The 20885-nt window shown below is 68.7% G+C and carries 19 protein-coding genes and 2 pseudogenes; 5 read left to right on the plus strand and 16 right to left on the minus strand.

The genetic code is table 11. The annotated features are described in order from the left end of the window. Positions 1-70: 70 nt before the first annotated feature. Positions 71-661 carry a helix-turn-helix domain-containing protein gene (locus tag ACTWPT_RS33760; protein ID WP_443181555.1) on the minus strand — a complete coding sequence of 197 codons (591 nt, stop codon included), beginning with the start codon at positions 659-661 and terminating at the stop codon, positions 71-73. Positions 662-895: 234 nt separating this feature from the next. Here ACTWPT_RS33760 and ACTWPT_RS33765 point away from each other — a divergent pair, with 234 nt between their 5' ends. Then, a complete protein-coding gene (locus ACTWPT_RS33765; RefSeq protein WP_443181556.1) occupies positions 896-2365 on the plus strand; it encodes an MFS transporter in 1470 nt (489 codons plus the stop codon). A gap of 30 nt (positions 2366-2395) precedes the next feature. Beyond that, the gene (locus ACTWPT_RS33770) at positions 2396-3217 is read left to right on the plus strand and encodes a DUF1684 domain-containing protein (RefSeq protein ID WP_443181557.1); all 822 of its coding nucleotides are present in this window, start codon (positions 2396-2398) and stop codon (positions 3215-3217) included. A 136-nt stretch (positions 3218-3353) separates the two neighbouring features. Here ACTWPT_RS33770 and ACTWPT_RS33775 read toward each other — a convergent pair whose 3' ends face one another. Further along, a complete protein-coding gene (locus tag ACTWPT_RS33775; RefSeq protein ID WP_443181558.1) occupies positions 3354-3968 on the minus strand; it encodes a TetR/AcrR family transcriptional regulator in 615 nt (204 codons plus the stop codon). Positions 3969-4168: 200 nt separating this feature from the next. On the opposite strand from ACTWPT_RS33775, the gene ACTWPT_RS33780 reads away from it, so the two are divergent. Next, the gene (locus tag ACTWPT_RS33780; protein WP_443181559.1) at positions 4169-4543 is read left to right on the plus strand and encodes a nitroreductase family deazaflavin-dependent oxidoreductase; all 375 of its coding nucleotides are present in this window, start codon (positions 4169-4171) and stop codon (positions 4541-4543) included. Positions 4544-4640: 97 nt separating this feature from the next. Here ACTWPT_RS33780 and ACTWPT_RS33785 read toward each other — a convergent pair whose 3' ends face one another. The 4 genes and pseudogenes from ACTWPT_RS33785 to ACTWPT_RS33800 all read right to left on the minus strand — a co-directional run. Then, the gene (locus ACTWPT_RS33785; RefSeq protein ID WP_443181560.1) at positions 4641-5027 is read right to left on the minus strand and encodes a VOC family protein; all 387 of its coding nucleotides are present in this window, start codon (positions 5025-5027) and stop codon (positions 4641-4643) included. 46 nt (positions 5028-5073) lie between these two features. Continuing rightward, entirely contained in the window at positions 5074-6288 is a 1215-nt protein-coding gene (locus ACTWPT_RS33790; protein WP_443181561.1) for an MFS transporter, read from the minus strand. Between the two features lie 64 nt (positions 6289-6352). After that, positions 6353-6817: a hypothetical protein gene (locus tag ACTWPT_RS33795; RefSeq protein WP_443181669.1), complete on the minus strand. Its 465-nt coding sequence runs from the start codon at positions 6815-6817 to the stop codon at positions 6353-6355. Between the two features lie 52 nt (positions 6818-6869). Further along, positions 6870-7178, minus strand: a pseudogene (locus ACTWPT_RS33800) (MFS transporter); the annotation flags it as partial. Between the two features lie 81 nt (positions 7179-7259). Between ACTWPT_RS33800 and ACTWPT_RS33805 the strand changes: the two are divergent. Continuing rightward, a complete protein-coding gene (locus ACTWPT_RS33805; RefSeq protein ID WP_443181562.1) occupies positions 7260-8144 on the plus strand; it encodes a LysR family transcriptional regulator in 885 nt (294 codons plus the stop codon). A 270-nt stretch (positions 8145-8414) separates the two neighbouring features. Here ACTWPT_RS33805 and ACTWPT_RS33810 read toward each other — a convergent pair whose 3' ends face one another. Then, positions 8415-9641: a cytochrome P450 gene (locus ACTWPT_RS33810; protein ID WP_443181563.1), complete on the minus strand. Its 1227-nt coding sequence runs from the start codon at positions 9639-9641 to the stop codon at positions 8415-8417. 102 nt (positions 9642-9743) lie between these two features. Then, the gene (locus tag ACTWPT_RS33815) at positions 9744-10685 is read right to left on the minus strand and encodes an RNA polymerase sigma-70 factor (RefSeq protein ID WP_443181564.1); all 942 of its coding nucleotides are present in this window, start codon (positions 10683-10685) and stop codon (positions 9744-9746) included. A gap of 255 nt (positions 10686-10940) precedes the next feature. Here ACTWPT_RS33815 and ACTWPT_RS33820 point away from each other — a divergent pair, with 255 nt between their 5' ends. After that, positions 10941-11795 (plus strand): SDR family NAD(P)-dependent oxidoreductase, encoded by an 855-nt coding sequence (locus tag ACTWPT_RS33820; RefSeq protein WP_443181565.1) that lies wholly within the window; start codon positions 10941-10943, stop codon positions 11793-11795. A gap of 148 nt (positions 11796-11943) precedes the next feature. On the opposite strand, the gene ACTWPT_RS33825 is transcribed toward ACTWPT_RS33820, so the two are convergent. From ACTWPT_RS33825 to ACTWPT_RS33860, 8 genes and pseudogenes are all read right to left on the minus strand, one after another. Further along, the gene (locus tag ACTWPT_RS33825; protein WP_443181566.1) at positions 11944-12114 is read right to left on the minus strand and encodes a hypothetical protein; all 171 of its coding nucleotides are present in this window, start codon (positions 12112-12114) and stop codon (positions 11944-11946) included. Between the two features lie 142 nt (positions 12115-12256). Next, positions 12257-14047: an FtsX-like permease family protein gene (locus tag ACTWPT_RS33830; RefSeq protein ID WP_443181567.1), complete on the minus strand. Its 1791-nt coding sequence runs from the start codon at positions 14045-14047 to the stop codon at positions 12257-12259. A gap of 5 nt (positions 14048-14052) precedes the next feature. After that, complete coding sequence (locus ACTWPT_RS33835; protein ID WP_443181568.1) at positions 14053-14793, minus strand: ABC transporter ATP-binding protein; 741 nt, start codon at positions 14791-14793, stop codon at positions 14053-14055. Beyond that, positions 14790-15323, minus strand: a complete 534-nt coding sequence (locus tag ACTWPT_RS33840) for a PadR family transcriptional regulator (protein ID WP_443181569.1) — start codon at positions 15321-15323, stop codon at positions 14790-14792. Before ACTWPT_RS33840 ends, ACTWPT_RS33835 begins: the two co-directional genes overlap by 4 nt. A gap of 455 nt (positions 15324-15778) precedes the next feature. Then, complete coding sequence (asnB, locus tag ACTWPT_RS33845; RefSeq protein ID WP_443181570.1) at positions 15779-17629, minus strand: asparagine synthase (glutamine-hydrolyzing); 1851 nt, start codon at positions 17627-17629, stop codon at positions 15779-15781. Between the two features lie 241 nt (positions 17630-17870). Beyond that, on the minus strand, positions 17871-18866 hold the full coding sequence (locus tag ACTWPT_RS33850; RefSeq protein ID WP_443181571.1) for a DUF2255 family protein: 996 nt from the start codon (positions 18864-18866) through the stop codon (positions 17871-17873). A gap of 45 nt (positions 18867-18911) precedes the next feature. Further along, positions 18912-20303 (minus strand): MFS transporter, encoded by a 1392-nt coding sequence (locus tag ACTWPT_RS33855; protein WP_443181572.1) that lies wholly within the window; start codon positions 20301-20303, stop codon positions 18912-18914. Between the two features lie 217 nt (positions 20304-20520). Further along, positions 20521-20805 (minus strand): annotated as a pseudogene (locus tag ACTWPT_RS33860) (nuclear transport factor 2 family protein); the annotation flags it as partial. Between the last annotated feature and the right edge of the window lie 80 nt (positions 20806-20885).

A 20885-nucleotide genomic window follows, 5' to 3' on the forward strand; every position in this document is an offset into this window, starting at 1 on the left:
GGCGTACCGGCCTGGAGCATGGCGAACTCGGCGTGCGCCTGCTCGATGGCCTCGGGGAGGCTCCCGCGCGTCAGCCGCCGCTCGGGCGCGGCCGGGCACGTACGTGAGCGCGTTCCCCCTGGGGCCCGAACAGGATGAGCAGCTCGACCGGCGTGGCCCCGGCGTTCCCCATCCAGTGCGGGACATGCGTGTCGAACTCGGCCACCTCACCAGGCGCCAGGATGAGGTCCCGGTCACCGAGCACGAGCCGTAGCCGGCCGCTGAGCACGTAGAGCCACTCATACCCTTCATGGCGTTGCGGATCGGGCTCCGCAGGGCCCGTCGCCCCGGGAATGATCAGCTTGTACGCCTGGGTGCCGCCCGCCTTATGGGTCAGCCGGATGTACGTCATGCCGTCGCGCTGGATCGGCCGCAGGTGAACGCGCGGGTCGCCGGTCTGCGGTGCCCCGATGAGCTCCTCCAGTGGCATGCCGTGGGCCCTGGCCAGCGGGAGGAGGAGTTCGAGGTTCGGCCGCCGCCCGCCGCTCTCCAGGCGCGACAGGGTGCTCTCCGAAATGCCGGTCTCCGTGGCCAGGTCGGCCAGGGTCAGGCCGCGATGGCGGCGCATCCGCCGAAGCCTCGGACCCAGGGCCGTCAGCGCGGCGTCGAGATCGTCGTCCACAGTGGCCATCCTTGCTGGTTCGGCAACGCGGAATGCAAGCGCCGCACGCGGGTCCACATCGGGCCATGGCGTCAACCGTCCACGTATGCGCTCGAATTCCCTCGGGGCGTCTCTTGCCGGGCCGGCAATTTTTCGTGCGTCCATTTCCGGGGGTGACGCAGACTCGCAGCCGTGCGACGCCTGCCAGGCGCCGAACACAGTCAGCACTGGCCACAGTCAGAAAGGACGCCCACGGTGAGTACCCAACCCCTCCAGAGCGCCGGCCACGATCCGGGCGACGACCGCGTCATCCCGCCGGATCAACGGCCGGCGGAGAGCGGCGACCACCCACCCTCCTCACAACGCCTGCAGTACCCGGCGGTCATCGTGTTGTGCCTCACCCAGCTCATCCTGGTGATCGACAACAGCGTGGTGAACGTCGCGCTGCCGCAGATCCGGCACGCGCTGGGCTTCTCGGCGACCGGCCTGTCCTGGGTGGTCACCTCCTACGCCCTGGTCTTCGGCGGTCTGGTCCTGCTCAGCGGCAGGGTGGGGTCGATCATCGGCCCGCGGCGCGCGTTGCTGATCGGAGTGTCGATCTTCATCGTCGCCTCGGCGCTGGGCGGGGCGGCCACGATGCCGGCGATGCTCATCGCCGCCCGCGTCCTGCAAGGTCTGGGAGCGGCGCTCGCCGCCCCGGGCACGCTCGTGCTGCTGATATGGATCACCAGGCCGGGCCCCCAGCGCAGCCGGGCGATGACCGTGTTCGTTCTGGCCATCAGCATCGGCGCCGCACTCGGTCTGCTCCTCGGCGGGCTGCTGACCACGTCACTGGGCTGGGAATGGGTCATGTTCGTCAGCATCCCCATCGGCCTGGTCGTCCTCGTCGGGGTACGCCTGCTGGTGCCGGAGGCACCCCGCGCGCCGGCCCGCCTGGACGTCGGCGGGGCCGTCGCATCCACGACCGGCATGACCGCCCTCGTCTACGGCCTCATCAATGCCGAGTCGCAGGGCTGGGCCAGCCCACCGGTCCTCGTCTCGTTCGCGCTGGCGATCGCCGGGCTGCTCGCCCTGGTCCTCATCGAACGGCGCCACGCCGCCCCGGTCGTACCGCTGAGCTTCTTCACCAGGACGCGCAGCGCCGCCCCCCTGCTGGCCATGATGCTGATCCCGGCGGGCCAGGCCGGTTTCCTCTACTTCGCCGCGTTGTTCACCCAGAACGCCCTGGGCTTCACCCCTCTCCAGACGGGGTTGTCCGTTCTGCCCTTCAGCGCCGCGCTGCTCGTCACGAACATCCTGACCAGCCGCATGGTGACGCGACACGGGGAGCGGATCGTCGGTTCCCTCGGAATGTTCGGCCTGCTCACCGGGCTGTTGTGGATGTCGCGGATCGACGCCGCCGACACCTTCGCCGGCGGACTTCTCGGGCCGTTCGTCCTGCTCGGCCTCGGCGCGGGGCTGACCGTCGCGCCGCTCACCGCCGTCATCATGCACCAGGCGCCTGCGGCCCATCTCGGTGCCGCCTCCAGCCTCAACCAGGCCATGCAGCAGCTCGGCGGCGCGCTGGGCCTGGCCGTGATGACCACCGTGTACGGCAGCGCCGCCGCCGGGGGAGCCGGCGAGGCGGGGGCGATCGCCACAGCCCTCACCGCCGGGGTCGTCTTCCCCCTGCTCGCCCTGACCCTCTTCGCCACGTGGGCCCGCCCCACCACGACCACGCACTGACCGGCACATACAAGAAAACGGAGAACCACGATGAGCGACGCCCACGTTCCCACCAGCCCGATCACCGGCGACGACACCAGCCCGCAGGAGTTCACACGCGCCTGGCAGCAGTGGAGGGCCGGCTGGGAGCAATGGCTCACCCAGCCCCTGGGCTGGCTGGCCGCCACCTCGCACGAATGGCTCGACGATACGCCCCGGCACTATCCCGGGCTGCCCGGCCGGTGGTGGCAGCACGGGGACGCCATCCACATCGACCCGCAGGGCACGCCGATGGCGTTCGGCGAGGAAACCTTCACCGCCGAACGCCGGCTCACCCTCGCCGGCGCCCCCGACGACCTCCGGGTCATCATGGGCGAACGAGAGGTGGGCATCACCTACCGGGGCACGTACCTGATCGTGACCTACGACCCGAACTCACCGGCACGACGCGACTTCGACGGCGTGCCCATCTACGAGCCCAGCCCGCGATGGGTGTTCCCGGGCCGACTCGAACGCTACGACTCGCCCACCTCCGTGACGCTCGACTCCGTCGACTGGAGCGCCCACACCCACGAAACGCCCGGCCTGGTGCACTTCGAGTACGCGGGCACCGAGCACACCCTCCAGGTGCTCAGCTCCCACGGAATGCTGCTCACGGTCTTCACCGACGCCACCAGCGGCGTCACCACCTACGGGGCCGGCCGCTCCCTGGACATCCCCAGCCCGGACAGCGAGGGCAATGTGATGCTCGACTTCAACCGCACCGTCAACCTGCCTTGCGCGTTCAGCGAGCACTTCCCTATCTGCCCACTGCCGCCATCGACCAACCGGCTCCCCTTCGCGATCGAGGCCGGAGAGAAGATGCCCCACTGAGCGATCTCAGCGTGTGAGCGAACGGCACGCACACGACCCTCTGCGCCGCCCGGCGTATCCGGGCCGCTCCCGGCGCGAGTCGCGGCTGTTGCGTGCCCGCGAGGCGATGAACGTGGCCACCTCGCTCTCGGGCGCTCTACCTCCGGCGAGCTTCGAGCGCATCCAGAATCAGGTCCAGGCCGTAGCTGAACTCGCTCGTGTGGTCGTAGCCCGGCCGCAGGGCGTGGTCGACGATCATCTCTGTGAGGTACGGCAACTCGTCCGCCGGCAGGTGTTCGAGAATGCCGCCGGCCACTTCCTCGACATCGTGCGGCGTCGTCATCGGCAGATTCGCCTCCTGGAGGACGAACCCGGCGATGTAGCTGTCGATGAGCGAGACAGCGTGCGCGGCCATCGGCAGCGTGAACCCCGCCTCCCGGAGGACACCGAGGACGGCGTTGTGGTGGCGTAGCGTCGCCGGCCCCGGGTTGCGACGGGAGTCCATGAGGCCGAGAGCCCAGCTGTGCTGCGACAGGACCGCACGCGCGGAGGAAGCGCGCGCACGGATCGCCTCGCGCCAATCGTCGCACTCGACACTGGGCAACTTGATCGCCGCGAACACCATGTCGACCACGCCGTCGAGGATCGCGTCCTTGTTCGGTACGTGGTGGTAGAGCGACATCGCCTCCACGCCCACTTCCTGCGCCACCCGTCGCATCGTGATCGCCTCCACGCCGCCGCGATCCGCGACTCGGATCGCGGCCTGCAGCACGAGACCTCTGCTGAGCGGTTGTGGTGGTGGTGACACGACGGCTCCCGGGGATGGGCGGGTTGACAACCTTACAAGCGTAAGCCAGCCTTACACACGTAAGCCGCCTTACTGATGGAAGTCCTCCCGGATTGGCGTCAGCTGGGGCTCGGCGAACGTCTGACCCACGACACGCCCCGCCGGGGCCGGAGAAGGAGATCCCGATGCCGATGCCGAGGTGGTGGGGGCACGTGAACAAGAGGGTGTTCAACCCTCGCGCGATCGCGGGCGGGAGGTGGCCGGTGCTGATTCACGTCGGTCGCCTTTCCGGCGCGACGTACCGCACACCGCTCGATGCGCATCCCGTCGACGGCGGCTACCTGTTCGTTCTGGTGTATGGATCGCGCTCGGACTGGGTGCAGAACGTCCTGGCCGCCGGCGGTGCCCGGCTCCGGGCCGACAGCAGGGAGATGGAACTCACCGCCCCACGCCTCGTCGGGGAGGAGGAGGCGTTCCAGGCCTTCCCCGGTGAGGTGGCACGCCCACCGAGGCTGCTCCGCATCACCGAGTTCCTCCGTATGGACCTGGTCGCAGGCTGACGATCGACGTCCAGCGCGGAGCCTCGGCCGGCCTACCCCACGAAGCGGGAACTGCGGACGGAGCCGGCCGGCGGGATTACCATGATCCCGGCACGACTCACCGCTCGGCATCCTGGGGATACCAGCGCAGCTCGACGGTATTGCCGTCCGGGTCCTGCACATACACCGACTGCGCCTCGCCACGCGCGCCGAACCGGCGGACCGGCCCCTCCAGCACGGTGAAGACGCCGGAATCGATCACTTGCTGCCAGTCCACAGGATCCACGACAAGGCAGAAATGGTCCACGTTCGACTCGCCACGCGGGCAGTCGACCAGGTCGATGATGGTGGCCTCGTTGACCCGTACCGACGGGAAGGGCGCCTTACCCGCCCGCCACTCCGCAACCCGCTCCTCCTCGAGTCCGAGTGTTCCCGAGTAGAACGCCAGTGCTCGCTCAACGTCCCGCACGTTGAGCACCAGGTGATCAAAGGCTTTCACATGCATCGATAATCTTCTCTATCAACTGCTTCATCAGGATGGGAGGACTGGCTTATTCAGTGGCGGCCAACGCATTGTTGGGGACGGTGTGTGAGGTCCTCTGGCGGGTGCTGAGGGTGAGGAGCAGCGAAGCCGCTGTCAGTGCCACGCCGAACCAGACGACACTTGTGACACCCAGATGATCGGCGAACAGCCCACCGAAAAGCGCCCCGAGCGCAATAGACGTGTTATATGCCATGGTGTTGAGTGACATCGCGGCTTCGAAGGTGTCAGGCGCGGCGGCTTGCGTCATGTTGACCTGGCACAACTGGACGACGCCGAAGGAAATCCCCCAGAGAATCAGCGAGATGATCGAACCGGCCTGCCCGTGACCGATCGCGAGCAGCAACAGCAAGGACACCACGAGTCCCGCGCAGCCGACGATGAAGCTGCCCCTCAAATTTTTGTTCACCGTGTATCCGGCGATGAAGTTTCCGGCCGCGCCGCCGACGCCATAAACCATCAACATCACAGTGATGAAGAAGGGCGTCGCGGATGCGTTGTCCTCCAAGTAGGGGCGTACAAAGGTGTACGCACCAAAATGGCCGAGCACGAACAGTACGACGGTGAACAGCACCGAACGTAGCGGCACGTTCTTGAGCGGGAGCCCGAAGACTTCCCGCACTGAAACCGCGTTCGCCGACGGTAGCGATGGGATTATGGCGACGACCGCGAGGAACACCAGCGCACTGAGGCCGGCCCAGATGAGGAACGTGGTTCGCCAGTCGGTGAGGCTTTCCAGGACTGTTCCCAGCGGTATGCCCACGACCGCGGCGATCGAGATGCCGGACATCACGATCGCGGCCGCCCTGCTCGCGTGGCGTTCCGGAACAAGGCGCATGGCCATGCTCACGCCTATGGCCCAGAACACGCCGCTGGCAAATCCCATGATGAGCCGCGTTGTCAAGACCAGCGGATAGTTCGGCGAGATGGCGGTGATCACGTTTCCCAGGGTCAATATCGCCAGGAGCGTGGACAGCAGGACGCGTCGGTTGACGCGCCTGGTCCATGCCACGATGAACGGTACGCCCAGCCCGGCTGAGACGCCGTACAGAGTAACCATCAGCCCGGCAATTCCCACTGATATGCCCAGGCTTGTGCTTACCGGAGTAAGTAGGCCAACGGGCATCAACTCGGTAGTGAGGAAGACGAATAGACTGGCCGTGATCGCTGAAACACCCAGCCATGATCTCAAGGTCGAGTTCGGGCGTTCATCGTATGTGGTCATTTTCTTCTTTCTGATTGTTTCAGGTTGCAGACTTACGGATAAACGAATAAAACTACGGTATTGATCAGCTCCTCTTCGCTCGGACGCGTTCCAGCGCCCACAGCACGAAAGTCGCGGTGGACAGCGTGCCGCCGAGCAGGCTCACCCCGGTCCAACCGGCTCCGGTCCAGGCCACGGACGTCAGCAGCGATCCGGCGGCACCGCCAAGAAAGAACGCGGTCCCGGCGACAAGGCAGCCCAGCGAGACCGCTCCGGCGCCGATCATCGGCCAGGACAGCGCCAGGACCGCGGTGCCGATCCCGCTGACCCACTGCACCCATCCGCGGTCGGCCAGCCGGCCCGCGATCCGCCACCGCAGCAGCCGTTCGTGGCGGAACATCGCAAGCGTCGATCGCAGCAGCGCCGGATAGGACAGCCCGATGGGGGTGTGCAGGCGCGGGAGGAATCGCCACAGCAAGACGGCGACGACCGCCACGAGGATCGCGTTCGGCCAGTAGATCGTCCGCCAGCCGCCGAGTGCGGAAAGCATGCCCGAGGCCGTGCGCGGTACCGGCCAGCAGGACCGGACCGCTCGGCGCGAGGGCGGACACCAGGAGGAACGCCGAGGTCCCGGCGAAGAGCAAGACCGCGAGGCGGCGGCGTTCCACCAGGTCGCCCAGCGGAACCAGGAGGATCAACCCCAATGCGTACCCACCCTGGGCGGCAGTCACGATCAGCGTGGCCATGGTGGTGCTCAGCCCCAGCTCCCGCCCGATCACCTCGAGCAGGGGCTGAGCGAAGTAATTGCCCGCGACCGAGAGCCCGGTGGCCACCGACATCAGAAGCAGAAGCCCGCGATGCAGCCGCGGAGGGGCCGCGGCGATGGGCACACGCTTCAGGGTTTCGGTCATGTGTTCAAGGGTGCGCGATCATCGATCAATGAGTCCAACACATACTTTTCATCGTGATCTATCGTGATACATGATGGTTGGATGGAGCTGCAGCAGCTGAGGTATGTCGTCGCGGTCGCGGAGACCAGCAACTTCACCCGGGCGGCCGAGCATTGCCGGGTGGTGCAATCGGCGCTCAGTCATCAGATCGCCGGTTTGGAACGGGAGCTGGGCGCTCGGTTGTTCGAGCGCACCAGCCGCCGCGTACGGCTGACGCCGGCCGGAGAGGCATTCCTGCCCGTGGCCCGGGAGTGTCTGGATGCCGCGGACCGCGCGCGGGCCGAGGTCGCGGCCGCCAGCGGGGAGATCCGCGGGCGGCTCGCCGTCGGCGCCATCCCCACGGTGGCGGCCGTCAACCTGCCGGTCGCCCTGAGGGACTACCGTCGCCGCCATCCGCGGGTGCACATCACGCTCACCTCGGCGGGTAGCGAAGACCTGATCGAGCGGGTCCGGCGGGGCGGCGTCGACGTCGCATTCCTCGGCCTGCCGCCCCGCGCGGAACCGAAGGGCGTCCAGAGTCGCCGGCTCGGCGGAGGCGAGCTGGTCGCCGTCGTCGCGCCGGATTACCACCGGGCGGAGAGTGAGTTGGACCTGCAGAGCCTGGCGGACGAACCGTTCATCGACTTCCGCGCCGGCGCGGCCGGGCGAGCACAGTCGGACGAGGCCTTCGCGGCCGCAGGGGTACGACGTGAGGTGCCCTTTGAGGTGTCGTCCGCCGACTTCATGGTCGATCTGGTACGGCAGGGCCTCGGCGTGGGCATGCTGCCGGCCGCGTACGCGCCGCGCTTCCCCGACCTGCGCATCATCCGTCTTCGCGATGCTCCCACGCGGATGGAGCACCTGATCTGGGATAACCGACCGTCGCCAGCGGCCACGGCCTTCCTTGAGCTGATTCTCGCCGATCATCCGGAGAGCGTCTCCGTCTGAGCCGCGTCTGACCCGCTGTCGAAGTCCCGCCCAGGATGTGCCTGGTACATATCCTGCGGGGGCATACGACGACCCCGCCGGCAGCGAGCGGGCGCTTCTTCAAACACCGCCTGAAGCGTCTCTCGGAAGGGACCGGCTCGATCACCGCTGGCTGGACGGCCCCGAGCTGCCCGGACTCGGTGCCGGCTTGACACCTACCGTCCGGTCAGAACGCGCTGGCCGGAGCCGACGCAGACTCCGGTGTCGGCTTTGACCCGCCTCATGTCCTGCTCACCAGGCGACCGGGAGTTCGTAGGCGCCGTAAATGACGGCGTCGGTCTTGAACGCCAGCTCCTCGACCGGTGCGGCGAGCCGCAGGGTGGGGATGCGGCGGAACAGCGTGTCGAAGACGATCTGCAGTTCCAACCGGGCCAGGTTCTGGCCGAGGCACTGGTGCGGGCCGAATCCGAAGGCGAGGTGCTGGCGGGCCCCGCGCTCGAGATCCAGTTCGGCCGGATTCTCGAACACCGAGGGGTCCCAGTTGGCCGACAGGCTCGAGACGATGACGCCCTCGCCGGCCTTGATGCTCACCCCGCCGATCTGCACGTCCTCGGTGGCCACCCGAGAGACGGTCGCGTCGGCGATGGTGAAGAAGCGCAGCAATTCCTCCACGGCCATGGGCGTCTTGCCCGGGTCGGCGGTGATCAGGGCCAGTTGCTCCGGGTGGTTGAGCAGCCCGAGCACGCCGAGCGAGATCATGTTCGCCGTGGTCTCGTGTCCGGCGGTCAGCAGCAGGAAGGCCATGCTCACCAGGCCCGTGTGGTCGAGGGTGCCTGCCTGGCGTTGCCGGGCGATCTGCCGGCCGAACAGGTCGTCGCCGGGTTCGGACTCCTTGCGAGTGATCAGATCGTCGATGTAGGCGCGGAGTTCGGCGAGGGCTCGCCGGCGGTCCTCCGATGACGAGGTCCGGCGCACCACCACGGCGGTGCGGCTTTGGAAAAAGTCGTGGTCGGTATAGGGCACGCCGAGCAGTTCGCAGATCACCAGGGAGGGCACCGGCAGGGACAGCGCCTGCACCAGGTCGATCGGGCGCCGGTCGGTGGCGAGCATGTCGTCGACGAAGTGGTCGACGATGTCCTGGATCCGCGGGCGCAGCGCGGCCAGCCGCTTCACGGTGAACTCGCCAATCACCGGGCGCCGGGCCGCGGAGTGCTCCGCGCCGTCCATGCCGATCATCAACGGCGGCTGTCTACGGAGCTGCTGCAGGGTCGCCGCATCGAGGTTGAAGAGCGGGAAGCCGTCCTTGCGCCGGTCGGAGGAGAAGCGGCGGTCGGCAAGGATGGCCCGGCCTTCCTCATGCCCGGACACCCACCACGCTTCGCCGCCGCTGGTCAGGCGGACCTTGCTGATCGGCGCCTGCTCGCGCAGTCGCTCGTACTCGGCGGGCGGGGCGAACGGGCAGCCACGTTCGACCGGCAGCTCCAAGCCGGCGAGTTCGCCGGCAACGCTCGTCGTCATGAATGACCTCCCACTAATAGACCTGGCTGAGTTCGTTGGGGCTCTTCGGGGGTGAAGCCGGACGCGGTGCCTGGTCAGCCGCCGCTATTCCGCCACCGATCCTCATCGCAGGGTGAGCGCGGTCTCGGATTCGATGCGGGTCAGCTTCTGCGGGTTGCGGACGTAGTAGAGGCCGGTGATACGGGCGTCCTCGACACGGATCGCAACGACGCCATCGATCTCGCCGTCCACGCGGAGGATGAGTGCCGGGTTGCCGTTGACCACGGCGGGGTCACCGGTGAGCACGACTTCGGCCTTGCCGATGCCACCGACGATGAAGCGGGCCACCTTGTCGGCGCTGATGATCGGCCGCGGCGCGGCCTGCTTGACGCCGCCGCCGTCGCTCACCAGGACGACCTCAGGGGCGAGCACGTCAAGCAGGCCCTGCAGGTCACCGGCTTCGAGCGCGCGCTGGAACGACTCCAGAGCCGCCCGGGTCTCGCTCGGGGAGACCGCTTCGCGAGGGCGGCGGGCTTCGACGTGCCGGCGGGCGCGGTGCGCGATCTGGCGGACGGCCGCGGGGCTCTTGCCGACGGCGGCTGCGATCTCGTCGTAGCCGACATCGAAGGCCTCGCGCAGCACGAAGACGGCGCGCTCGGTCGGCGAGAGCGTCTCGAGAACGAGCATGAGCGCCATCGACACACTCTCGGCGAGTTCGAAGTCCTCGGCCACGTCCGGCGCGGTGAGCAGCGGCTCGGGGAGCCAAGGGCCGACATACGCCTCCTTGCGGCGCCTCATGGTGCGCAGCCGGTCGAGCGACCGCCGGGTCGTGATCCGGACCAGGTAGGCGCGCTGGTCGCGCACCTGTCCCACGTCGACCTTCATCCACCGCAACCAGGTTTCCTGGAGGACGTCCTCGGCGTCGGCAGCCGATCCGAGCATCTCGTACGCGACGGTGAACAGCAGCTTGCGGTGGGCGACGAACGCCTCGGTGGCAGAGTCCACCCGGCCGTCACCAACGATCGGCTCGGCTGTGCCCGTCGTTGGATCGCTGCGCTCACTCATGGCCGGCTCCTGCCTGTTCGCCCTCAGCTCCTGCTCCACACACAAGACGCCGGCTCTCACCGCTGTGTGACACCCATGATCGGTGGCGCACGTCACATGACCGCACTGTCACAGGGATCGGGTCGCCGGCGCCTCATGCTCGTCAGGACGCAGCGCGAACGATACGCGCGGCACACAACTCCGCGAATGATCGCCTTGGCCCGTTGCGTGGTGACCGCCGCACACCCGCCACCGCAGAAAGAACGGAAAGAAATCATGAGCAAGGTCTGGTTCGTCACCGGTTCGTCCCGCGGCCTCGGCCGTAACTTCGTCGAGGCCGCCCTGTCCCGCGGCGACCGGGTGGCCGCGACCGCCCGGAACACCGCAAGCCTTGACGAGTTGGTCACCGCCTATGGCGACGCGGTGCTCCCGCTGGAGCTGGACGTGGCCGACAAGGCCGCCGTCTTCGAGAGCGTGCAGCGGGCGAAGGAGCACTTCGGCCGTCTCGACGTCATCGTGAACAACGCCGGCTACGCCCAGGTCGGCGCGGTCGAGGAGCTGACCGAGCGGGAACTGCGCGACCAGCTGGAGACCAACCTGTTCGGTGCGGTGTGGGTGATCCAGGCCGCGCTGCCCTACCTGCGCGAGCAGCGCTCAGGGCACATCATCCAGCTGTCCTCGGCGGCCGGGGTCATCGCCATGCCGCTCGGCGGCGCATACCACGCCTCCAAGTGGGCCCTCGAAGGCTTGAACGAAGCCCTCGCCGGCGAGGTCGCCGACTTCGGCGTCAAGGTGACCATCATCGAGCCCGGCGGCTTCGCCACCAGGGACGGCAAGAACCCCGATCCGCTCGCCAACGGCCACATGGCCCAGACCGACCCGGCCTACGACGGTCTCCGTCGACGCCTCGGCGCGGTCGCCGGAAAGCAGCCCGCCGGCGACCCGGCCGCCGCGGCCCAGGCACTCCTCAAGCTCGTCGACTCCGACAACCCACCCCTGCGGGTGCTCTTCGGCCAGGGCTTCTACCCAATGCTCCAGCAGGTCTACGCCGACCGGCTCAAGACCTGGGCCGACTGGCAGGACCTGTCGGCGGAAGCTCACGGCAAGCTTGATCAAGAAGATCTGGTCTGAGCTTTTGAGAACCTGAGCCGCGTCATTCTTCTCGGCCCGATGCAGCACTCCGGCTGGAGTTTGGCGCTCGATTATCTGCGGCATCACTGATCGCGACCTGCGGCGACCCGCCTCCGGGCGTACGTGACGCGGCGACGCCCCGGGCCGCTCAGGCCCTGCGGTTGTAGAGCCGGAGCGCGATCGGGGCGAACACGACCGTCATGGCACCTGAGAGCGCGAGGACGAGCGCGATGTCCCCGGCGTCGGGCACGCCGTCGAGGAGGCCGCGCGCCGCCTCGATGAGGAGCGTCACCGGGTTGACGGTCACGAACTCCTGCACCCAGGCCGGCATAGGTCTCCGGCAGCGCGAACGCCGAGCTCACGAAGGTCAGCGGGAAGAGGATCAAAGTGGACGCCCCCATGACGGCGGCCGGGTCCGCACGGTGAGGCCGACGATCAGCCAGATACTGGGCTGGGTCCGGTCAGGCCGTTTCGGCGCTGAGGGCCTGTGCCACGGGCCGGCGGGCCGCCAGGCGTGCGGGCAGGGCGGTGAGTGCCGCTGTCGCCAGGAGAATCGCGAGTACGGCGCCGAGCAGCCAGGAGGAGGGGGGATCCACCGCATTCCTGGCGGCGAAGAGCGAGAGCAGGCCGATGCCCAGAGGGACGCCGATGATGGCGCCGGGCAGGCTGTGCAGGAGCTGGGCGGTGGACAGCCCTGCGGAGATCTGCCCTGGGGTGGCGCCGAGCGTACGTGCGATGGCCATGTTCGCCCGGGCCTCTATGGCAGTGGTCCAGGTGAACGTGATGGTGTTCACGACGGCGAGTGCGATCAGCAGGATGGTGACGGCGAGCATCAGCTGGCGGTCGTGCTCGCCTCGCAGGTTGGGCAGGGCGGAGGAGCCATCCAGGCCGTAGCCCCTCTCCGGCTGGGCGTACAGGGTCAGCAGGGCGACGATCGCGATCACTGTGGTGGCGGTGGAGCACGCCTGCAGCACGGCGCGGCCCGGCCGGCGGGCGGTCAGCCGCAGCCCGAGCAGAAGCGGCGTGGGCAGCAGCGCGGACAGCGCGGTGAGCCAGGGTCGGTGACGGGGCTGATGCGCGGTGGCGGTCAGCGCCGTGACGGTCGCCGTACGCAGAGCCCGCAGCGTGGGCCGCAGCGTGGACAGCACCGCCACCGCCACGGCGAGGACGGTCGCCGTGGCAACGGTGGCGCCGGTCAGCCCGGCGGCGTCGCCGATCCGGCTGGCGGTGGGGCTGGCGATGGCGGGCACGGCCAGGCGGGCGATCAGCAGCCCCAGCGCGTCGCCGACCAGCGCCAGCGCCAGGTACTCGGTGAGCAGGACGGTGGCGATCAGACCCGGGGTGGCGCCGACGGCCTTGAGCAGTCCTGCCCGGCGCGTCTGCTCGACGGCGCGTCCCGCGGCCAGCGCCGCCACTCCGGTGATGGCCAGGAAGCTGAGCAGCCAGCTACCGACGACCAGGATCGGCTGGCTGTTCTTGAGGATGACTATGTCCTGTTTGGCCGTGAACTGCCAGGAGCGAAAGTTGATCCTGATAGTGGGGGCGCGGTGGGCATCGAGGAAGGCCTCGGTCTCGGCGGGGTCGCGCAGCTTGAGGTCCACGGCCAAGGTCACCGGGAGATCTTGGGACGACGCCAGTGTCCGGGCATCTGATCGGGTCATCCATGCCAGGCCGCTGTAGTCGCTGGGACCACCGCCCGGGCCGATCTGCGCCGCCCAGGGGTAGATGGAGGTGGCCGCGGTGACAGCGATCCCGACGACGGGGTACGACCGGCCGGCGATGGTGACGCGGTCGCCGACGCCGACGCCCAGCGCGGTGGCGAAACCGCGTTCGAGGACCGTGCCGCCGGAGCGTACCCACTGACCCGAGGTCAGCAGCGGCCGGTTGACCGCGCCGGGCGTCACGCCGAAACCTTGCACCACCACCGGAGACGAGGTGGAATCGCGCGTGGTGAGGTCGGCGTAGACGATGCGATAAGGGCCATGGTAGGCGATGACCTCGGTCTCGTTCGCCAGCGAGGCCAGGGCCGAGGTCACGGCGGGGCCCGTGTCGCCGGAGAGTGCCACCACGTCCGGCCCGGCGGTGGCCGCGCGGGTCTGCTCGTACAGCGCGTCGCTCACGCCGCGCAGGGACAGGCCCAGTGCCATCGTGGCGGTGGCCACGGTGACCGCGAGCAGGAGCATCGCGGCCTGAACCTTGTGCCGGCGCACGTCAGCCAGCACCAGGCGCACGACGAGCACGATGGAGCCCATGACGTTCAGCCCCCCAGCCCGATCAGCCCGCCGAGCCCGCGCGTATGGGAGCCGACGAGCAGGGTGTCGTCGACGAACATCCCGTCGCGCATCGAGATCAGCCGGTCCGCGGTGGCCGCGACCCTTTCGTCGTGCGTGACGATCACGAGGGTCTGCCCCGCGGAACGCAGCTCCTCGAAGATCCTCAGCACATCGAGGGTCGCCGCGGTGTCGAGGTTGCCGGTCGGCTCGTCGGCCAGGACGACCAGCGGGTCGTTGGCCAGCGCGCGGGCGATGGCAACCCGCTGACGCTGCCCACCGGACAGTTGCGACGGCAGATGCCGGGCACGGTCGGCGAGCCCGACCCGCTCCAGCAGCAGGCTCGCGCGCCGCCTGGCCTCGCGCCGCGAGCGCCCGGCCAGCAGCACGGGCAGCTCCACGTTCTCGGCCGCCGACAGCTCCTCCACCAGATGGAAGGCCTGGAAGATGAACCCCACCGACCGGCGCCGCAGCCGCGCCAAGGCCCGCTCGCTCAAGGTGTCGATGCGCCGACCGGCCAGCCACACCTCCCCACCGGTGGGCCGCTCCAGGCCACCCAGCAGGTGCAGCAGAGTGGATTTCCCGCAGCCGCTGGGCCCCATCACCGCCAGCATCTGTCCCTGCGGCACCTCCAGGTCGACGGCGTCAACCGCCCGGACCCGGCTCTGCCCCTGACCATGCGTCTTCACCAGGCCGCGAGCCCGGACCGCGGCACTTGACACGTTCATCCACCCTCAACTCTGTCATCGCCCTTGGACCAGGCTCGCTCGCAGGCCGCCAGCCAGCGCAGGTCCGCCTGCAGCCGCAGCACGACCCCTTCCAGCAGCAGGCCGGCGGCCGATCCCGCCGGCTCGGCCAGCGCCGCCTGCTGCGCCTCACGCATGCGGCGCAGCAATTCACGGCGCTGCGCCGCCACCAGCTCGACCGGGTCGGCCAGCCGGGCCGCGGCGGCCGCGATGAGCTTGAGATGAAACTCCGCCAGGTCCGGTTTCGGCCAGCCCACCTCGGCCAGCCAGGCGGCCACCCGCTGCTGCCCGGCCGGCGTCAGCGCATAAACCTTGCGCTCCGGCCGCTCGGGAAGGCCATCCGCCCATTCGCAGACCACGAGCCCCGCTCTTTCCAGCCGGGCCAAGGTCACATAGATCTGACCGGAGTTCATCGACTCGCCCAGCGGGCCAAGACTCTGCCGCAGCCGAACGCGCAGGTGGTACCCGTGCGACGGCTCTTTGGCGAGCATCGCCAGCACTGCGTCCTGCATTCCACCCCCTAACGGCTAGCCAATAGATAGCGGTTACCCATACGAGGTGTCAAAGCGCTACACCTGGCGATCTCCTGGACTGGCCTCGCCGCCGGCTGATGGGGGAGGGAAAGGCAGAGGTAATGGGATGGGCCTGCTCGGCGGCCGCGGCACGGCGGTCGCCCACGGTGCGCGCCGTACGCTCGGCCTCGGCCTCGGCCACGAGTTCGCGTTGCGCTCGTCGTTGCCGCACACCGCTGCGTACGTGCCGTCCTGGCGGCCGGTGGACGGAGGCTCCCGTAGCGGCCGAGGCAGCGGCTCACCCCAGCGGTCGGTATGGTCGTCAACTTCCTGCTGGCAGGTTCCGCGAGGGTGAGGGCCGCGAGCTGCAGGAGCCGAAAATCATCTTCTTCGATCTGCAGCGCAACGACGTACCGTGAGCCGGTGCGGGGCCGTCCCCAGAGGCGAGAAGCAGGTCAGAGGGCGAGGTCGACCTGGTACTTGTTGAGCCACTGGTCGAGCTGGAGCAGGCGTTCCAGTGAGGCGCGCGCGGACGGCTCCCCGGTCCCGTCGGCGGGCTGGTCGACGAGGGCGCGGGCCTTGTCCGTGTCGATCAGCCGGGCACTGGGCAGGTCCCCGGCGCGGAGCAGCGCGTCGGCGCGGTCGCGCAGGACCTGGTCGTAGGAACGATCCTGGGTGGCGGGGTACGGGCTCTTGACGCGCCGCAGGACGGACTCGGGCAGCAGGTCCGCGGCGGCGGCACGCAGCAGGCTCTTCTCGCGCCCGTCGAAGGTCTTGAACGACCAGGGGGCGTTGAAGACGTACTCCACCAGCCGGTGGTCGCAGAACGGCACCCGGACCTCCAGCCCCACGGCCATGCTCATCCGGTCCTTGCGATCGAGCAGGATCTGCACGAACCGGGTGAGGTGCAGGTAACTGATCTCGCGCATGCGCCGCTCGTGCCCGGTCTCGCCGGGCAGCCGGGGCACCTCGGCGATCGCCTCGCGGTAGAGCTCGTCCCGGTAGCCGGAGAGGTCCAGGGCACGTGCCACATCGTCCCTGAACAGCCGCTCCGCCCCCGTATGAGCGGCGAGGCCGGGGCCGGCGAGCCACGGGAAGCTGTCGGCCGCGACCGCCCCGGCGTCGTGGAACCACCGGTAGCCGCCGAACACCTCGTCGGCCGACTCCCCGGACAGCGCGACCGTGGAATGCCCGCGGATCGCCTTGAACAGCAGGTACAGCGAGGTGTCCATGTCGCCGATGCCGAGCGGCAGGTCGCGGGCGCGCAGCACGGCTCCTCGCACGGCAGGGTCCATCAGGTCGGCCGAGTCGAGCACGACGTCAGTGTGCTCGGCGCCGACGTGCCGGGCCAGCTGGTGCACGTACGGCGCGTCGGGCGTCGAGCGCAGGAGATCGGGCCTGAAGTGCTCGGCGTAGCCGGCGAAGTCGACGGCGAACGAGCGGACCGGGCCCAGGTGCTGCTCCCGCAGGTCCTTCGCGGCCAGCGCGGTGATCGTGCTGGAGTCGAGGCCACCAGACAGCAGCGCGCACAGGGGCACGTCGCTGATGAGCTGGCGGGCGACGATGTCGTCCAGCAGGCTGCGGACCGTCTTGACCGTGGAATCGACGTCGTCCGGGTGCTCGTGGGATTCGAGCCGCCAATAGCGGCGCTTGCGGACGCCGTCGCGGTTCACCCGGACGAGCTGGCCGGGGCGCACCTCGTACATGCCTGTGAACACGCCGTGCTCCGGCGTCTTGACGAACGCCATCAGCTCGCGCAGCCCGTCGATATCGAGCACCCGGCGGGCGAGCGGGTTGGCGAGGATGGCCTTGGGCTCCGAGCCGAACAGCACGCCGTGCCGCGTCGGGTAATAGTACAGCGGCTTGATGCCCATGCGGTCGCGGACCAGCAGCAGTTCCTCGTCGCGGGCATCCCAGACCGCGAAGGCGTACATGCCGTTCAGGCGGTCGGCCAGGTCCTCGCCCCACTCGACGTAGGCGCGCAGCACGACCTCGGTGTCGCTCCGGGTTCGGAAGCGGTGCCCGCGGGCGGTCAGCTCCGCGCGTAGCTCGCGATAGTTGTACACCTCTCCGCTGTATGTCAGCACGGCGGGCTTCCGGCCGTCGTCGTCCGCCAGCATCGGCTGCCGTCCGCCGGCGAGGTCGATGATGGCGAGTCTGCGGTGGCCGATCGCGGCATGCGGCGCGATCCAGAGCCCTTCGTCGTCGGGGCCGCGACACGCCATCGTGTCCGTCATCGCCTGCGCGGTCTCCCTGGCCGCCCGCAGGTCGCGCTCGAAGTCCACCCATCCGCAGATGCCGCACATGTTGGATCCCCCATTTCCTCCAGATCGCTAGAACTGCCCGATTCGTTGCAAAATGTCACATAATATCCATGAAATGTGATATATGTCGCTTTGTGGTTCAGGCGTGCGGCTCATCAGGTCGTTGAACACTGGAGCACTGGCTCCTCGCGAACGGATCTGCCACGCATCGCCCGCGAGCTGACCACGATGGCGCGTTACCTCGATCGCCCTCCTTCCCGCGGATGTGGCAGGGCTGGACCGGCTACGGCCGCGCCCGCAACGTGAGGGGGGCGAAGGCGTGCCCGGCCCACAACCCACGGGAGATCTCCTCCGGATACGCTGTTATGCCCGGCTCGATGTCGATGACCCAGGTATGCCTGTTTTGTGGCTCGTACGCCGGCCAGCCCGGATCCCCGGTCGTGGCGAAGGCATCCATGCCGCGCGAACCCGGGCCGACAGCTCGGCCGCGGCTGGTGGCGGCTCCTGTCCAAGCAGCAGTCCTGCCGCTCCAGCGGTCAGGTTGCCGAACGTCAGCGGCAGGCCGAGCCCGTGACAGGCACCGAGGGCATCGCCGCCCATGCCGGGGGCCGGCCACGTCAGCTCGTACAGGTGAGCCCGGCCGCGCCTCTGGTGGGGGTGCCACCGGAATACGGCGGAAACGGGCCGCGAATTGAGGTAACTGCTGATCAGTGGCCTGCGAGTTGCAGCGTAGGCGGTAGATCTGCCGCAACCGCGGTGCCCTCGACCAGGCCCTCGCCGCTATGTGGGACGGCAGCGTCCTCACGGTGACCACGTTCGACCGGTTCGCCCGCAACATGGCCGAGGCCAACGAGATCCGACCGAGGAAAAGTGGCCAGGTTGAGGGCTTTTGCAGAGGTGCCTTCATACCCCGGACGATTGGGTGACCGAAACCACGACCCGTGAGATCGACAGGTCGATCGTCCGGTGTGACGGCAGCATCCTCGTTGAAGTAGCCGGGTCGTCGCCTGTTCCAAGATTCCGCTCCCAGCGCGGATGCGACCCGCCCGCAACGACCAGCCGAATCCGGTTGTTCCGCGCGAACCGGTGCGCGACGGCGTCGAGCTCCATACGAATCAGCATCGGCACTTCGGTAGGAGCGGACGTACAGGTCGTCACCGTCGCGGACGACCCAGATCGGCACCGGCTTGCGCAAGGTGCCGTCATGCCGGAGCGGCGCCATCTCCAACTCATCGGCCTCGGCGATGCGGGTGAGCTCGTTGCTTGTCCATGTCGTCATCGGTCCTTCTCCTGTTTCCTCGATCCGGTGAGGGCAAAAGGAAGCTCACGGTCTTCGGGCCGGCCGCAGGAAGAGGTTCGCCGCCGCGCTGACGAAGGCGATCACCGCGGCGATGACCAGGCTTTGGCGTAGGCCGTGCAGAATGCTGTCGTGGCCTGCCAGCAGGCCGCCGAACACCGCGACGGCCAAGGCTCCGCCGACCTGGCGGCTGGTGTTGAACACGCCGCCGGCCACGCCCGAGCGGTCGGCGGGAACGCCCTCCAGCAGGACCGCCGTCGTCGGAGCCATGGCCAGCGGCCCGCAGATGCCCACCGGGATCATCACGAGGGACAGCGCCCACACGGGGGTGGAGGCGGGCAGGAGTGCCAGCACCGTCATGCCCGCACCCATGAGGAGCATGCCGCCGACGATGGGCACGCGAGGCCCGAACCTCTCGGCCAGCCTGGCCACCAGCAAGCTGACGAAGCCGGACAGGACGGTCATCGGCACGAAGGCGAGGCCGGTGGCGAAGGAGGACAACCCGCGCTGCTCCTGGAAGTAGAGACTGTAGACGAACACCATGCCCTGGAAGCCGCCGATGAACGCAAAGCCGGTCCCCGAGGCGATCACCACGACTCGAGAGCGGAACACCTCCAGCGGAACCATCGGATGCCTTCCGCGCGCCTGAGCGGCGACGAAGACGGCCAGCGCCAGGACGGCAATCACCAACGCCCCGAGCACCCGGGGCGCGCCGAGGCCGTCGGCGCCTGCCTCGATCACCCCGAAGGTCAGCGCCCCCATGGCCAGCACGGCCGCGATCTGCCCGGTCCAGTCGAACGGCACCTCACGGCGCGACGAGTGCGCCACGCGGGCCAGCAGCACCAGCGCAATCAGGCCGACCGGCAGGTTGATCAAGAAGATCATTCGCCAGCTGACCAGGTTCAGGGCACCGCCCGCCACGGGGCCGGCCGCCGCGGCCACAGAGCCGCCGATGGTCCACAGCGCGATCGCCCGGCCTCGCTTGACAGTGTCACTGTAGGCCTCGCGGATCAGCGTCAGGGATGACGGCGTCATCATCGCCGCGCCCAAACCCTGCACCATGCGGGCGATGACCAGCGTGGCCAGATCCGGTGCCAGGCCGCATGCCGCCGAGGAGACGACGAACACCGCGAGACCGATCCCGAACGCACGCCGTGCGCCGGCACGGTCGCTCAGGGACCCTGCCGACAGCAGCAGCGCCGCGAACATCAGGATGTAGCCGTCCATCACCCACTGCAGTCCGCTCATGCCGCCGCCGAGGTCGCTGCGAATGTCAGGCAGGGCGACGTTGACGACCGAGGCGTCGAGGGTGATGACGAAGAAGCCGAGCAGAGCGGCCGAGAGCGCGAAAACGGGGGCGGGATGGCGCCGTTGGGTGCCACCGGCGGTCGATGGGGACACGGGGGGCGGGGCGGACATGCGGTGGACTCCTGAGACCGAGATAGGCATACGAACGGGCGCCGCTGTGGTGGAGGGTGGCCGAAGACCTGCGGCCAGGAGGGAGTGGTGGTGAGGGGCTCACCGAGGTAAGTACGTGTGATTGCGAGCGAGCCTCTCGAAGACGCGATAGTCGGTGATCACACCGTCGGCGACGGTGAATCGCAGGATCATCTCGTTGTGGAGTACCTGGTCCTGAGGGATGGAACCGGGAGGCGTATCGGCCCGGTGCCAGTACCCGTCCGTCGGCCTCCACCATGGTCTGCAGCTCGAATACGAGCGGCTCGACGACTGCGAAAAACGCGGTGAGGGACTCCCGGATCTCCTCTGGCCCGCAGCGGCGCCCGGCCCAGGGAGTCAGTGCCGGATCGCCCGGGATCATCCAGGTCGCGTCGGAAGCGAAGTGGGACAGGATCCGCTTCATGTCGCGCGTGCCGAGGGCTTCCACATACGCCTCGACAGTGGCGATCGCCTCGCTGGTCATGGCGGTGGGTCCGTTCTGCTTGGCTGCGGTGGGCGAGCGCGGTTACCGCTGGCTGGTTGGGGGTGTGGGCCAGCGCCGGC

The organism is Nonomuraea sp. 3N208, from assembly GCF_052245935.1.
GTDB lineage: Bacteria > Actinomycetota > Actinomycetes > Streptosporangiales > Streptosporangiaceae > Nonomuraea.

Coding starts and splice junctions, on each gene's coding strand:
- asnB (WP_443181570.1), bottom strand. CDS start 17,629: ATGTGCGGCATCTGCGGATGGGTGGACTTCGAGCGCGACCTGCGGGCG.
- ACTWPT_RS33790 (WP_443181561.1), bottom strand. CDS start 6,288: ATGACCACATACGATGAACGCCCGAACTCGACCTTGAGATCATGGCTG.
- ACTWPT_RS33840 (WP_443181569.1), bottom strand. CDS start 15,323: ATGCAGGACGCAGTGCTGGCGATGCTCGCCAAAGAGCCGTCGCACGGG.
- ACTWPT_RS33795 (WP_443181669.1), bottom strand. CDS start 6,817: ATGCTTTCCGCACTCGGCGGCTGGCGGACGATCTACTGGCCGAACGCG.
- ACTWPT_RS33780 (WP_443181559.1), top strand. CDS start 4,169: ATGCCGATGCCGAGGTGGTGGGGGCACGTGAACAAGAGGGTGTTCAAC.
- ACTWPT_RS33855 (WP_443181572.1), bottom strand. CDS start 20,303: ATGTCCGCCCCGCCCCCCGTGTCCCCATCGACCGCCGGTGGCACCCAA.
- ACTWPT_RS33815 (WP_443181564.1), bottom strand. CDS start 10,685: ATGAGTGAGCGCAGCGATCCAACGACGGGCACAGCCGAGCCGATCGTT.
- ACTWPT_RS33770 (WP_443181557.1), top strand. CDS start 2,396: ATGAGCGACGCCCACGTTCCCACCAGCCCGATCACCGGCGACGACACC.
- ACTWPT_RS33850 (WP_443181571.1), bottom strand. CDS start 18,866: ATGACGACATGGACAAGCAACGAGCTCACCCGCATCGCCGAGGCCGAT.
- ACTWPT_RS33820 (WP_443181565.1), top strand. CDS start 10,941: ATGAGCAAGGTCTGGTTCGTCACCGGTTCGTCCCGCGGCCTCGGCCGT.
- ACTWPT_RS33810 (WP_443181563.1), bottom strand. CDS start 9,641: ATGACGACGAGCGTTGCCGGCGAACTCGCCGGCTTGGAGCTGCCGGTC.
- ACTWPT_RS33830 (WP_443181567.1), bottom strand. CDS start 14,047: ATGGGCTCCATCGTGCTCGTCGTGCGCCTGGTGCTGGCTGACGTGCGC.
- ACTWPT_RS33805 (WP_443181562.1), top strand. CDS start 7,260: ATGGAGCTGCAGCAGCTGAGGTATGTCGTCGCGGTCGCGGAGACCAGC.
- ACTWPT_RS33785 (WP_443181560.1), bottom strand. CDS start 5,027: ATGCATGTGAAAGCCTTTGATCACCTGGTGCTCAACGTGCGGGACGTT.
- ACTWPT_RS33835 (WP_443181568.1), bottom strand. CDS start 14,793: ATGAACGTGTCAAGTGCCGCGGTCCGGGCTCGCGGCCTGGTGAAGACG.